At 71.1% G+C, this 12,841-nt stretch carries 12 protein-coding genes; 4 read left to right on the top strand and 8 right to left on the bottom strand.

Annotated elements, in window-relative coordinates; translation table 11 throughout:
- Window positions 1-35 precede the first annotated feature (35 nt).
- Window positions 36-890: an SMP-30/gluconolactonase/LRE family protein gene (locus AOA12_RS12340; RefSeq protein WP_054683145.1), complete on the top strand. Its 855-nt coding sequence runs from the start codon at window positions 36-38 to the stop codon at window positions 888-890.
- Window positions 891-905: 15 nt separating this feature from the next.
- On the opposite strand, the gene AOA12_RS12335 is transcribed toward AOA12_RS12340, so the two are convergent.
- Window positions 906-1,640, bottom strand: a complete 735-nt coding sequence (locus tag AOA12_RS12335) for a FadR/GntR family transcriptional regulator (protein WP_054683143.1) — start codon at window positions 1,638-1,640, stop codon at window positions 906-908.
- Window positions 1,641-1,843: 203 nt separating this feature from the next.
- Here AOA12_RS12335 and clpX point away from each other — a divergent pair, with 203 nt between their 5' ends.
- Entirely contained in the window at window positions 1,844-3,112 is a 1,269-nt protein-coding gene (clpX, locus tag AOA12_RS12330) for an ATP-dependent Clp protease ATP-binding subunit ClpX (RefSeq protein ID WP_054683142.1), read from the top strand.
- Window positions 3,113-3,139: 27 nt separating this feature from the next.
- Here clpX and AOA12_RS12325 read toward each other — a convergent pair whose 3' ends face one another.
- Entirely contained in the window at window positions 3,140-3,637 is a 498-nt protein-coding gene (locus AOA12_RS12325) for a GyrI-like domain-containing protein (RefSeq protein ID WP_054683139.1), read from the bottom strand.
- Window positions 3,638-3,733: 96 nt separating this feature from the next.
- Between AOA12_RS12325 and AOA12_RS12320 the strand changes: the two genes are divergently transcribed.
- Window positions 3,734-4,303, top strand: coding sequence for a dihydrofolate reductase family protein (locus tag AOA12_RS12320; RefSeq protein WP_054683137.1), 570 nt, complete (start codon window positions 3,734-3,736; stop codon window positions 4,301-4,303).
- A 20-nt stretch (window positions 4,304-4,323) separates the two neighbouring features.
- Here AOA12_RS12320 and AOA12_RS12315 read toward each other — a convergent pair whose 3' ends face one another.
- The 3 genes from AOA12_RS12315 to valS are packed head-to-tail and all read right to left on the bottom strand — an operon-like array spanning window position 4,324 to window position 9,204.
- On the bottom strand, window positions 4,324-6,381 hold the full coding sequence (locus tag AOA12_RS12315; protein ID WP_054683135.1) for a M3 family metallopeptidase: 2,058 nt from the start codon (window positions 6,379-6,381) through the stop codon (window positions 4,324-4,326).
- Between the two features lie 14 nt (window positions 6,382-6,395).
- A complete protein-coding gene (locus AOA12_RS12310) occupies window positions 6,396-6,617 on the bottom strand; it encodes a hypothetical protein (RefSeq protein WP_054683133.1) in 222 nt (73 codons plus the stop codon).
- A 1-nt stretch (window position 6,618) separates the two neighbouring features.
- A complete protein-coding gene (gene valS, locus AOA12_RS12305) occupies window positions 6,619-9,204 on the bottom strand; it encodes a valine--tRNA ligase (RefSeq protein ID WP_054683131.1) in 2,586 nt (861 codons plus the stop codon).
- 303 nt (window positions 9,205-9,507) lie between these two features.
- On the opposite strand from valS, the gene AOA12_RS12300 reads away from it, so the two are divergent.
- Window positions 9,508-10,362, top strand: a complete 855-nt coding sequence (locus AOA12_RS12300; RefSeq protein ID WP_054683128.1) for an endonuclease domain-containing protein — start codon at window positions 9,508-9,510, stop codon at window positions 10,360-10,362.
- A 145-nt stretch (window positions 10,363-10,507) separates the two neighbouring features.
- On the opposite strand, the gene AOA12_RS12295 is transcribed toward AOA12_RS12300, so the two are convergent.
- Genes AOA12_RS12295 through AOA12_RS12285 form a run of 3 tightly spaced genes read right to left on the bottom strand, consistent with a single transcriptional unit; the run spans window position 10,508 to window position 12,837 of the window.
- Window positions 10,508-11,353, bottom strand: a complete 846-nt coding sequence (locus AOA12_RS12295; protein WP_231637075.1) for a MetQ/NlpA family ABC transporter substrate-binding protein — start codon at window positions 11,351-11,353, stop codon at window positions 10,508-10,510.
- Between the two features lie 45 nt (window positions 11,354-11,398).
- Window positions 11,399-12,070 (bottom strand): methionine ABC transporter permease, encoded by a 672-nt coding sequence (locus AOA12_RS12290; protein ID WP_054683126.1) that lies wholly within the window; start codon window positions 12,068-12,070, stop codon window positions 11,399-11,401.
- Window positions 12,067-12,837: an ATP-binding cassette domain-containing protein gene (locus AOA12_RS12285; protein WP_054683124.1), complete on the bottom strand. Its 771-nt coding sequence runs from the start codon at window positions 12,835-12,837 to the stop codon at window positions 12,067-12,069. The genes AOA12_RS12290 and AOA12_RS12285 overlap by 4 nt, the downstream gene beginning before the upstream one ends.
- Window positions 12,838-12,841 lie beyond the last annotated feature (4 nt).

Below are 12,841 nucleotides of genomic sequence, written 5' to 3'. Positions count from 1 at the left end.
GTGGTGCGGAGAGGAAGCGAAGAAGGATGAGCGGGGTGCAGACACGCGAGATCACGGGCGGCCGGCTGCTCGTGAGCGGGCTGACCTGGCCGGAATGCCCGCGATGGACCTCTGCGGGCCTGATCTTCTCGGATATGCACGCGGGCACTGTCCTCGGCTACGCCGACGGCGAGGTGCGCGTGCTCGCGACGCTGCCTCCTCCCGGTGACGACGGCTCCGCGCTGGCGGGAGGCACAGGGCTGACCGCCGAGGGGGATCTGCTCGTGGTGTCGATGCTCGAGCGCATCGTCTACCGCTTCCGCGGTGCGTCGGGCGACCCCGAGCTGTTCGCCGACCTGCGACCTCTCCCGGGCGGCACGGCCAACGACCTCATCCTCTTCGATGACGGCACCGGCTTCGTCAGCCAGTTCGGCTCCGATTTCTTTGCCCGGGAACCGGCGACCGCAGCACCTCTGCTGGCGTTCGACGCTTCCGGCCGGGTGCGCTCGGCCGACGAGCTCGGCGGGTTCGACGATGCGAACGGCATGGCGAGCGACGGGACGACGTTCTACGTCGCGGAGTCTTCGGGCGCTCGCATCACCGCCGTCGACCTGTCCGTCACGGGCTCGCGGCGTACGTTCGTCGAGACGCCGCCGGTGCCCGACGGCATGTCGTGGGGGAGCGAGGGACTCTGGGTCGCCTTCCCCGCATCGCGCGACGTGCTCTGCTGGGATGCCGAGGGCCGGCTCGTCGCACGGGTGACGTTGCCCGCGCAGGCCGGCAGCCCGTCGGCGTGTGCGGTCGGAGGGGAGGAGGGACGCACGCTCTACGTGTGCGCCGGCTTCCACCCGCTCAACCCTGCCAAGGCGCGCGAGGTGCGAGGCGGATCGGTCTGGGCCGTCGAGATCTGAGACCGCGTCGCTCGGTCAGAGCTCCCAGACGATGCGCGCATCCAGCGCACTCGGGTGGCGCGCGACGACATAGTCCATGTACTCCTGAATGTGCAGCGCCATCGCGTTCTCGGCGGCATCGGGATCGGAGTTCAGGATGGCGTGATGGATCCGGCGATGCGCGTCGAGCACGGCTCGGCGGCGGGGCTCCGAGTAGGTCACGCCCACGGTGTGGCCGTCGATGAGGTGCGCCAGTGCGTCGACGACGCATCCGTAGATCACGTTGGCGGACCCGTGCGCGAGCTCGATGTGGAAGTCGCGGTTGTAGTGGAGGAACGATTCGTTGTCGTCGATGTGCGCCGACATGAGCTCGAGGTTCTCGGTGAGCGACTGCCGTTGAGCGACGGTCATGCGGCTCGCCGCGAGGCGGGCTGTCAGCGGTTCCAGGCCACGCCGCGACTCGATGAGCGTCTGCAGCGTCGCGCCGCCGAACTGCATGAGAAGCGTGAGCGTCGTTGCCAGCCCCGACGCGTCGGGCGCTTGCACCACGGGCCCGCCGCCGGGTCCGGGCTTGAGCATGATGATGCCTTGGAGCTCGAGGAAGCGCAGCGACTCGCGTAGCGTTCCCCGGCCCACTTCGTACTGCTCGAGCATCGCGCGCTCGGGGGGCAGACGGTCGCCGGGGATGTTTCCCCGGCGGTTGATGTCGGCGACGATCTGCTGCGCCACGAAGATCGCGGTCTTCAGCGGTCGAGCGGCTCTGCGATTCATGGCCGCCTCCTTGTTCGATCGATGGACATCGAATCGAACCATTATATTGATCGGCAGCCTTCTGCTCGGCGAAGGCCGGCGGCATCGCTCAGCCTATTCTCCCGCGACGCACGATGACGAGGTGCGTCGATCAATCCGCCATCATGTCGGTGCGACCGGTTAGGCTCAAGGTGCTTCCTGATCCGTCCACGAGGAGGAGCGAGATGGCTCGCATCGGTGAGAGCGCCGACCTGTTCAAATGCTCCTTCTGCGGCAAGAGCCAGAAGCAGGTGCAGCAGCTCATCGCGGGCCCCGGCGTCTACATCTGCGACGAGTGCGTCGAGCTGTGCAACGAGATCATCGAGGAGCGCATGGCGGAGTCGTCGGGCTCCGCGGTCGTCGAGTTCGACCTGCCCAAGCCGCGCGAGATCTTCTCCTTCCTCGGCGAGTACGTCGTCGGTCAGGATCAGGCCAAGCGCGCGCTGTCGGTCGCGGTCTACAACCACTACAAGCGCGTGCGCTCGCACGGCACGCTGCAGCCCGCCGAGCAGCGTGCCGAGCAGGTCGAGATCGCGAAGAGCAACATCCTGCTGCTCGGCCCCACTGGCTGCGGCAAGACCTATCTCGCGCAGACGCTCGCCAAGCGGCTCAACGTGCCGTTCGCGGTCGCCGACGCCACGGCCCTGACCGAGGCCGGCTACGTCGGCGAGGACGTCGAGAACATCCTGCTCAAGCTGCTGCAGGCCGCCGACTTCGACGTGAAGCGCGCCGAGACCGGCATCATCTACATCGACGAGGTCGACAAGATCGCCCGCAAGGCGGAGAACCCGTCGATCACGCGCGACGTCTCCGGCGAGGGCGTGCAGCAGGCGCTGCTGAAGATCCTCGAGGGCACGGTGGCGTCCGTCCCCCCGCAGGGCGGGCGCAAGCATCCACACCAGGAGTTCATCCAGATCGACACGACGAACGTGCTGTTCATCGTCGCCGGGGCCTTCGCGGGGCTGGAGGACATCGTGTCGTCGCGCGTCGGCAAGCACGGCGTCGGCTTCGGCGCGCCGCTGCAGGACAAGGGCAAGAACCTCGACCTGTTCGCCGAGGTCGAGCCCGAGGACCTGCACAAGTTCGGGCTCATCCCCGAGTTCATCGGACGGCTGCCCGTCGTGACCTCGGTCGCGCCGCTCGACCAGGAGGCGCTCATCGAGATCCTCACGGGTCCCAAGAACGCCTTCGTCAAGCAGTACCAGCGCATGTTCGAGCTCGACGGCGTCGACCTCGAGTTCGAGGACGACGCGCTGCGCGCCATCGCCGACCTCGCGATCGCGCGCAAGACCGGCGCGCGCGGCCTGCGCGCGATCCTGGAGAACGTGCTGGGTCCGATCATGTTCGAGATCCCGTCGGCCGACGACGTCGTGAAGGTCGTCGTCACGCGCGCCGCCGTCACCGAGGGCGCGCCGCCCACGCTCGTGCTGCGGCAGAAGCGCAAGAGCGCCTGACCCGCGGCATCGGCCTGCGATCGGCGGTCAGCCCGCGATCGGCATGATGAGGTCGGTGCGCAGCTCGTCCTCGGCGTTCGACGGGTCGGTCACGTAGATCTCGATCCAGACGCCGGCGGGGCCCGCACCCTGCTCGGCCCCCTCGGCGACGAGGGAGCCCCACGCCTCGCCGAGCCCGTCGTAGTCGCCGACGTGCGTCGTCGCGAGGGCCGGTCCGGCGGGGAGGGCGGATGCCGTGATCTCCGTGCCGCGATCCACGATGGGCGTCCGCGGCGCGGCCGTGACCACGAACCCGAGCTCGAGGTCGAACACGTCCTGCGGGTCGCCGCGGTAGATCGCGATCGCCGGGCTCGTGGGCGTGAGAGCCCCGCCCGCGAAGGCGCGGCCGAGGGCGGAGAAGCCCGCGTCGAAGACGCTGCGCAGGTCGTCGAGGCGCAGGCCCGCGTGACGCACCACGGCGAGGGGGAGCGGCTCGAGGTCGATGCGATCGGCGAGGCTGCGGGGCGCGTCGGGAACGAGGGTCATGATGGCCTCCTGTCGGTCTTCCGCCAGCCTAGGCTCAGCGACCCGGTCGGGGCCATCGCCCCGGCGATGTCGGAGGTGCCGCCTAGCATCGCGGTCATGACACGATTCCTCTTCGACACGGCGACCTCCCTCAACGGCTGGATCGCGGACGAGCACAACTCGCTGGGCTGGCTGTTCGCGGTGGAGGGCGGCGACAGCCCCGACGAGAGCCTCCTGCCGGCGAACGCGGGCGTGCTCGTGGAGGGGTCCACGACGTACGAGTGGCTGCTCGCGGAGTCCGACCTGCTCGCGCACCCGGAGAAGTGGGCGGAGTTCCACGGCGAGCGCCCGGTGTACGTCTTCACGACACGCGACCTGCCGGTGCCGGCGGGCGCCGACGTGCGGTTCGTCCGGGGGCCGGTGGCCGAGGCGCTGCCCGCGATCCGCGCGGCGGCGGGCGACCGCGACGTGTGGGTGGTCGGCGGCGGCGACCTCGCCGGACAGTTCGCCGACATCGGCGCGCTCGACGAGATCGCCGTCTCGATCGCCCCGGTGCTGCTCGCCGGCGGTGCCCCGCTCCTGCCGCGCCGCATCGAGTCCGATCGCCTGCGGCTCGTCTCGGCGCGCGCGGCGGGCCAGTTCGCCCGGCTCGTCTACGCCGTCGGCGCGCCGCCCGCCGACGGGTGAGGCCGGCGTCCGGGGCACCGTCAGGCGTCGAGGCCCCGACGTGCCAGGAGCGGCGCGATCTCGGCGTCTCGGCCGCGGAAGTCGCGGTAGGCCTCCAGCGGGTCCTTCGCCCCGCCGACGCCGAGCAGGCGCCGGCGGAAGCGCTCGCCGTTCTCGCGCGTGAGCCCGCCGTTCTCGCGGAACCACTCGACCGTGTCGGCGTCGAGCACCTCGCTCCAGATGTACGAGTAGTACCCGGCGCTGTAGCCGCCCGAGAACACGTGGGCGAAGTACGTCGACGAGTAGCGCGTCGGCACGGCCGGGTTGTCGAGGCCGATGTCGGCCAGGGCGCGCGCCTCGAACGTCGCGACGTCGATGTCGGAGGCCGCCTCGGCGGCCGAGAGCGAGTGCCAGGCCTGGTCGAGCCACGACGCCGCGAGGTACTCGCTCGTCGCGAAGCCCTGGTTGAAGGTCTCCGACGCCCGCAGCCGGTCGACGACGTCCTGCGGCAGCGGCTCGCCGGTGTCGGCGTGACGCGCGTAGCCCATGAGGATCTCGGGCCACAGGATCCACATCTCGTTGACCTGGCTCGGGAACTCCACGAAGTCACGGTACACGTTCGTGCCCGCGAAGCGCGGGTAGGTGACGGTCGCGAACAGGCCGTGCAGCGCGTGCCCGAACTCGTGGAAGAGCGTCGTGACCTCGTCGAGCGTCAGCAGCGTCGGCCGGCCGGCGGCGGGCCTGGCGACGTTCAGGTTGTTCGTGACGATCGGCTGCGTGCCGCGCAGGCGCGACTGCGCGACGATCGAGTTCATCCACGCGCCGCCGCGCTTGGTGTCGCGCGTGTACAGGTCGAGCGTGTACAGGCCGAGCGGGCCGCCGTCGGGCTCGAACACCTCGAACACCCGCACGTCGGGGTGGTAGCCGGCCAGGTCGCCCCGTTCGGCGAACGTGACGCCGTACAGCTCCGTCGCCGCGCGGAACACGCCGTGCTGCAGCACCCGCTCGGCCTCGAACCACGGCCGCAGCGCGGTGCGGTCGATCGCGTACCGCTCCTGTCGCACCTTCTCGGTGTGGAACGCCCAGTCGTGGGCCTCGAGCGCGAACGGCTCCGCCTCTGCGTCGACGAGCCGCTGCAGCGCCGCCTGCTCGCGACGGGCGTTCTCCGCCGCCGGCGCGGCGAGACGGCGCAGCATGGCGTGCACGGCCTCGGGCGAGCCCGCCGTCTCGTCGCTCGTCACGTAGCTCGCGTGGGTCGGATGGCCGAGCAGCGCGGCGCGCTCGGCCCGCAGCCGCACGATCCGCCGCAGCACGTCCCGGTTGTCGTGCGCGCCGCCGTGGGCGCCGCGGGCGCGCGACGCCTCCAGCAGCCGGCGACGGCTCTCGCGGTTCGTGAGCGAACCCAGATACGGATGCCCCGTGAACAGCGTGAGCGTGACGACGTGCTTCCCCGGCAGGCCGCGATCGGCGGCGTTCTGCGCCGTCGCCGACAGCTCGCCCTCCGTCAGCCCGTCGAGCTCGGCGGCGTCGTCGAAGACGACCGCCAGCTCGTTCGTGTCGGCGAGCAGGTTCTTCTCGAACGCCGTGGTCAGCTGCGACAGCTGCTGGTTGATCCCGGTGAGCCGCGTCTTCGCCTCCTCGTCGAGTCCCGCGCCCGCGTGTGTCAGCTCGTCGTGGCGACGCTGCAGCAGGTAGCGGCTCTCGGCGTCCAGGCCCAGCTCGTCGATGCGCTCGTACAGCTCGCGGATGCGCGCGTAGAGGCGGGCGTCGAACCGGATGGCGTCGTGGTGGGCCGACATGAGCGGGGCCAGGGTCTCGTCGATCGCCTGGATCTCGTCGGTCGCGTCGGCGGACGAGACGGTGTAGAAGGCCCCCGACACCCGTGCCAGCAGCTCGCCGGCGCGCTCGAGCGCCACGAGGGTGTTCTCGAAGGTCGGCGCGTCGGGGTTCGCGGCGACGGCCTCGACCTCGCGGAGATGCTCCGCGAAGGCGGCCTCGAACGCCGGCAGGTAGTGCTCGGGACGGATGGCCCGGTAGTCGGGCAGCCCGTAGGGGAGCGAGGGGGAGGCGAGGAGGGGGTTGGGCGCGGCATCCGTCACCCGTTCAGCCTAGGTCAGTCGTCGAAAGGGCGCGCGACGACGTCGCCCGCGGCGTCGACGAGCACCTCCCAGCCGGCGTCGAGCTCCGCGATCGGCCGGCCCTCCAGCCAGGTCAGCGTCCAGCGCGCTCCGGGGTCGGCCGCGCGGGCCTCGACCTCGGCGATCGCCGCGCGCAGCACCGCGGGAACCGAGGCGGGCGGCTCGGAGCCGGCCGCCCACCTCGTGCCCAGCTGCATGTCAGACCTCCTGCGGCGTGAGCACGACGTCGCTCACGGTGAGGGCGTCGGCGTCGGCATAGGCGATCTCGGCGATGCGGCCCACGGCCTTGAGGTCGCCCTCGGCGAGGCGCACGGCGTCGAGCGCCTCGGCGGGCCCCGCGATCGCGAGCGACGTCACGGGCGTCTTCTGCGAGGCCTTCGCCTCGGTCTTCGCCCGGCGGATGCCGATGAGCGCGGCGCTCACCTGCGTGAGCACGGCGGGGTCGCCCGCGGCGTCGGACCCGTCGCCGAGCGGCTCGGGCCACGGCGCCGTGTGGATCGAGCCCTCCTCGAACCACGACCACGCCTCCTCGGTCGCGAACGCGAGCACGGGAGCGAGCAGGCGCAGCAGCGTCGACAGCGCGAGACGCAGCGCGAGCGCCGCGGACGCCTGCCCCACGTCGGCCCGGTCGTAGGCGCGCTCCTTGACGAGCTCGAGGTAGTCGTCGCAGAACGTCCAGAAGAACGACTCCGTGATCTCCAGGGCCCGGGCGTGGTCGTACGCCTCGAACGCCCGTGTCGCATCGCGGACGACCTGGTCGAGGGTCGCGAGCATCGAGGCGTCGAGCGCGTGCGTGATCCGCGCCCCCTCGGGGACGGGGAACGAGAGCACGAACTTCGCGGCGTTCAGCACCTTGATCGCCAGGCGGCGGCCGATCTTCACCTGCGTGGGGTTCTGCGGGTCGAACGCGGCGTCGGCGCCCAGGCGGCTCGACGCGGCCCAGTAGCGCACCGCGTCGGTGCCGTGGCCGGCGAGGATGTCGGCCGGGGTGACGACGTTGCCCTTCGACTTCGACATCTTCTTGCGGTCGGGGTCGACGATGAAGCCGCTGATCGCGGCATCCGTCCACGGCGCCCGGTCGTCCTCGAGCGCGCTGCGCAGCATGGTGGAGAACAGCCAGGTGCGGATGATGTCCTGGCCCTGCGGGCGCACGTCGAACGGCGCGACGAGGCTCCACAGCTCGTCGTCGCGCTGCCAGCCGCCCGCGAGCTGCGGCGTGAGCGACGAGGTCGCCCACGTGTCGAGGATGTCGGCCTCGGCCTCGAAGCCGCCCGGCACGCCGCGCCGGTCCTCGCTGTAGCCGGCGGGCACGTCGACGGTCGGGTCGATCGGCAGCGCGGCGGCATCCGGCAGCAGCACGCGGTCGTAGTCGCGCTCGCCGTTCTCGTCGAGGGCGTACCACACGGGGATCGGCACGCCGAAGAAGCGCTGGCGCGACACGAGCCAGTCGCCGGTGAGGCCGCCGACCCAGTTCTCGTAGCGCACGCGCATGAAGTCGGGGTGCCAGCGCATCTGCTGCCCGAGCTCGATGAGCCGGTCGCGCAGCGCCTCGTCGCGGGCGCCGTTGCGGATGTACCACTGACGCGTCGAGACGATCTCCAGCGGGCGGTCGCCCTTCTCGTAGAACTTCACGGGGTGACTGAACGGCTTCGACACCTCGATCAGCTCACCCGAGGCCTCGAGCAGCTCGACGACGCGCTTCTTGGCGCTGAACACGGTCTTGCCCGCGAGCTCGGCGTACGCGGCCCGGCCGGCATCCGACACGATCGCCTCGGGCGCCTCCTCGATCACGCGGCCGTCGCGGCCGAGGATCGTGCGGTTGGGCAGGTCGAGCTCGCGCCACCAGATGATGTCGGTCACGTCGCCGAAGGTGCAGATCATCGCGATGCCCGAGCCCTTGTCCTGCTGCGCGAGGTGGTGCGCGAGCACCGGCACCTCGACGTCGAACAGCGGCGTGCGCACCGTCGAGCCGAAGTAGGGCTGGTAGCGCTCGTCGTCGGGGTTGGCCACGAGCGCGACGCACGCGGGCAGCAGCTCGGGTCGCGTCGTCTCGATCTGGATGTCGCCCGAGCCGTCGCTCTTGTGGAACGCGATGCGGTGGTATGAGGCGGGCTGCTCGCGGTCCTCGAGCTCGGCCTGCGCGATCGCGGAGCGGAAGTCGATGTCCCACAGCGTGGGCGCGAGGGCCTGGTAGGCCTCGCCGCGCTCCAGGCCGCGCAGGAACGCGAGCTGGCTCGTGCGGATCGTGTCGTCCGAGATCGTGCGGTACGTCTGGGTCCAGTCGACGGAGAGGCCGAGCTGGCGGAAGAGGTCCTCGAACTGCTTCTCGTCCTCGATCGTCAGCTTCTCGCACAGCTCGATGAAGTTGCGCCGGCTGATCGGCACCTGGTCGGCGGGCTTGAGGCTCTTCGCGTCGCCCTGGAACGGCGGGGTGAAGCCGGCCTCGTACGGCAGCGACGGGTCGCAGCGCACGCCGTAGTAGTTCTGCACGCGGCGCTCCGTGGGCAGGCCGTTGTCGTCCCATCCCATGGGGTAGAACACGGTCTTGCCGCGCATGCGCTCGTAGCGCACCTTGACGTCGGTGTGCGTGTAGCTGAACACGTGGCCGATGTGCAGCGAGCCCGACGCGGTCGGCGGGGGGGTGTCGACCGAGAACACGCCCGCGCGGCCCTTCGCACGCGCGGCGTCGCGGTCGAACAGGTACGTGCCCTGCTCCGACCAGGCGGCATCCCACTTGGGCTCGAGGCCTTCCAGAGCGGGCTTGTCGGGAATCTGCGCAGTCATAGAGGCTCTCCTCGAGCGATATATGCGGCACCGTGTGAGCGTGCCTGAGTGTGTGGGCTGCCCGCCATTCTACCGGCCCCGTCGTCGTTCGTTCCCGCGGGTCGGGTCGTTCCCGCGGGGCGAATCCGGGGATTCGCCCCTCGGGAACGCGAGATCTCCTCGGGAACGACGGATGCGCCGGCCGGTGGCACCCCGGCGTCCCTTCCCTGCACAACGTCTACACAATGCGCTCCACGGCGAATCTGTCCACAGATCGGGTCGTCCCGCTCCACGGGCGCAGCGCGGCGGCGCACACTCTCGTGCATGGAAGAGCTGGTTCGCTCAGGCGGCGGGGTCGTGAAGACGCGCCTGCTGAAGGATGCCGGGTTTCGCGGCAACGACGTCACGGATGCCGTTCGCGCGGGTCGGCTGCAGCGGCCGCGCCGCGGATGGGTCGCCGTGCCGGACGCCGATGTCCACCTGGTGGCCGCGGCCCGGGCGGGCGTCGTGCTGACGTGCGTCACGCAGGCGCGGCGGCTCGGGCTCTGGATGCTGGAGCGGGAGGAGCGACCGCACGTGGCGGCGCCGCCGCACTCGGGAGCGGTGCGGATCGAGCGGGAGGCGGGGGAGGATGACGCGGGCGAGCGTCGCGCCCTCGTGCACTGGGCCGAGCCGCTGGTCCCGCGCGCGCCAGGCGCGCTCGTCGACGAGATCGAGAACGTGCTCGCTCTGGTCGCCGGGTGCCTTCCGTTCGAGCAGGCGCTCGCGGTGTGGGAGTCGGCGCTCAACAAGCAGCTCGTCGACGCCCTCGTGCTCGAGCGGCTGCCGCTGTCCGCTCGTGCGCGGGAGGTGCTCGCGGCGGCGACGCCGTTCTCGGACTCCGGGCTCGAGACGTTCGTCGTTCTGCGCCTGCGATGGCTCGGCGTGCGCATCGTGCCACAGGCCTGGATCGCCGGCCATCGCGTGGACTTCCTCCTCGGCGATCGACTCGTGCTGCAGATCGACGGCGGCACGCACGTCGGGGCGCAGCGTACCGAGGACATCCGCCACGACGCGCAGCTCGCGCTGATGGGCTATCACGTCATCCGCGTGGGATACGAGCAGGTCGTGCACGACTGGCCCGGCGTGCAGCACGCCGTCATGCGCGCCGTCGCCCAGGGCCTGCACCGGATGCGGTGACGAGCGGGAGTGTGCTCTTCGGCTCCCTTCCCGAGGGCCACGTCGTTCCTGAGGGGCGAATCCGGGGATTCGCCCCTCAGGAACGCGAGATCTCCTCGGGAACGACGGATGCGCCGGCCGGCGGCGCAGGACGAGGGGCGTGGGATCAGAACGCGACCTCGATGGAGGGGTTGGCCTCGATGATGGCGCGCACCTCGTCGCTGCCGAACGCGGCGGCGAGGGCGGCGGTGGACGGGTCGTCGACACGGTCGCCGGGGACGACGAGCTGCAGCGCGAAGCGGTCGTCGAGCTCGGTGATGAGGCCGTCGTCGTACGGGTTCAGGCCGAGCGCGGCGATGTGCGACGGCCACTGGAACACCAGGTCGGCCTCGTCGTACGCCGTGTTGAGCTGCATGATCGACACCTGCTGGAACTGCAGCGACTTCGGGTTCTGCGCGATGTCGTCGACCGTCGCGGCATACGGGTCGACCGCGGGATCGAGCTCGATGAGACCCTCGGATGCCAGCAGCTTGAGCGCACGCCCCGTGTTCGACGCGTCGTCGGGGATCGCGACGCGCCCACCGTCGGGCAGGTCGGCGATGTCGTCGATGGTCTTCGAGTAGAAGGCGATGACGAAGTTGTAGACGGGCTGCACGGCGTGCAGGTCGGCGCCGTTCTTGGCGTTGAACTCCTCCATGAACGGCGTGTGCTGCGCGAAGTTCGCGTCGATGTCGCCGTCGGCGAGCATGCGGTTGACGGTCACGTAGTCGGACACCTCGACGAGCTCGATCTCGTAGGCGGGGTCGATCGCCTCGCCCGCGGCCTCGACGATGTCGGTCATGGGGGACGTGACCGCAGCGACGCGCAGGGTGACGGGCGCCGCCTCGGCGGCATCCGTCGCAGGCGTCTCCGCGGGCGTCGCCGACGCGCACGCGGTGAACAGCAGGGCGGCGGCGAGCACGGTGCCGGCGGCACGGAGACGACGCGAGGAAACGATACGACGTGAGGACACGGGGGACTCCTTGTGGGATGGGGGTGTGGACAGAAGGTCGTGGGGTCAGCGGTGGTCGAGCCGCTCCGAGACGCGATGCCCGATCGCCTGGATCAGCAGCACGCAGACCAGGATGATCGCGATCGTGAGGTACATGAGTGCGTCGTTGTACTCCTGGTAGCCGTAGCGCATCGCGAAGTCGCCGATGCCGCCGCCGCCCACGACGCCGAGCACCGTCGAGTACGACAGCAGGCTGATGCTCGCCGAGGTGAGCGCGTACACGAGCCCCGGGCGCGCCTCGGGCAGCAGGAAGCGGAACATGATCTGCGGCAGCGTCGCACCCATCGTGTCGGCGACGCGGGGGATGCCGGGGTCGATCTCGCGCAGGATCTGCTCGACCAGCCGTCCGTAGATCGCGACGGCCACGAAGCAGAGCGAGAAGGTCGCGGCGGGCGTGCCGAAGCTCGTGCCGTAGACGAGACGCGTCAGCGGGATGAGGAAGACGACGAGCAGCAGGAACGGGAACGAGCGCACCACGTTGATCGCGAGGTTGCCGATCGTCCAGACGACGCGCTGCGGCACGAGGCCGCCGGGCCTGGTGAGGTAGACGAGCGTGCCGAGCGGCAGGCCGAGCACGACGGCGGCGGTCAGCGACACCGCGAGCATGTACCCGGTCTCGCCGAGCGCCTCGACGAGGTCGTCGCCGTGCGCGGCCAGCACCTCCGCGAGCCAGCTCATGCGCCGAGCTCCCGGCGGGCGCGGTCGAGGTAGGTGCCGTGCCGGGGTGCGGGACGGTTCGTCACGGTGAGCACGTCGCGGAGCACGCCGCGCTCGAAGAGCGCGACGCGGTCGCACGCGGCGCGGACGACGTCGAGGTCGTGCGTCACGACCACGACCGTGGTGCCGAGCCGGTCGCGCGCGTCGCGCAGCAGCGCGAGCACCTCGCCGGTGGTGACGGCGTCGAGCGACGAGGTCGGCTCGTCGCACAGCAGGAGCGGGGGCCGCGTGACGAGCGCCCGGGCGATGCCGACGCGCTGACGCTGTCCGCCGCTGAGCTGTGCGGGGAAACGGTCGGCGTGGTCGCCGAGCCCCACGAACCGGAGCATCTCGGCCACCGCGGCGTCGTCCTCGGCCCGCGACCGGCGCCGTCGCAGCCGCAGGGGCGTCGCGACGTTCTCGCGCACGGTGCGGTTGCCGAGCAGGTGCACGCCCTGGAAGACGACGCCGATCTCGCGCCGCAGGGCGCGCAGCGCCCGGCGGTCGAGCGCGGGCACGGCGCGACCGAGCACGCTCACGGTGCCCTCGGCGGGGGCGATGGCGCCGATCAGCAGGTCCAGCAGCGTGCTCTTGCCCGCTCCGCTCTCGCCGATGACGCCGAAGACCTCGCCCCGCCGTATCCGCAGGCTGACCGCGTCGAGCGCGGGCGGATGCGCGGACGGTGCGGAGGGTCCATAACGGACGGTGACGTCGACGAGGTCGACGATCGCGTCGTGGCCGAGGGGCATGCGT

The organism is Microbacterium sp. No. 7, assembly GCF_001314225.1.
In the GTDB taxonomy this organism is placed as follows: Bacteria; Actinomycetota; Actinomycetes; order Actinomycetales; family Microbacteriaceae; genus Microbacterium.
Note: the sequence above shows the minus strand (reverse complement) of the source record. Positions and strands in the feature narration are given on the sequence as shown.

Coding starts and splice junctions, on each gene's coding strand:
- AOA12_RS12335 (WP_054683143.1), bottom strand. CDS start 1,640: ATGAATCGCAGAGCCGCTCGACCGCTGAAGACCGCGATCTTCGTGGCG.
- clpX (WP_054683142.1), top strand. CDS start 1,844: ATGGCTCGCATCGGTGAGAGCGCCGACCTGTTCAAATGCTCCTTCTGC.
- AOA12_RS12325 (WP_054683139.1), bottom strand. CDS start 3,637: ATGACCCTCGTTCCCGACGCGCCCCGCAGCCTCGCCGATCGCATCGAC.
- AOA12_RS12320 (WP_054683137.1), top strand. CDS start 3,734: ATGACACGATTCCTCTTCGACACGGCGACCTCCCTCAACGGCTGGATC.
- AOA12_RS12310 (WP_054683133.1), bottom strand. CDS start 6,617: ATGCAGCTGGGCACGAGGTGGGCGGCCGGCTCCGAGCCGCCCGCCTCG.
- valS (WP_054683131.1), bottom strand. CDS start 9,204: ATGACTGCGCAGATTCCCGACAAGCCCGCTCTGGAAGGCCTCGAGCCC.
- AOA12_RS12300 (WP_054683128.1), top strand. CDS start 9,508: ATGGAAGAGCTGGTTCGCTCAGGCGGCGGGGTCGTGAAGACGCGCCTG.
- AOA12_RS12290 (WP_054683126.1), bottom strand. CDS start 12,070: ATGAGCTGGCTCGCGGAGGTGCTGGCCGCGCACGGCGACGACCTCGTC.
- AOA12_RS12285 (WP_054683124.1), bottom strand. CDS start 12,837: ATGCCCCTCGGCCACGACGCGATCGTCGACCTCGTCGACGTCACCGTC.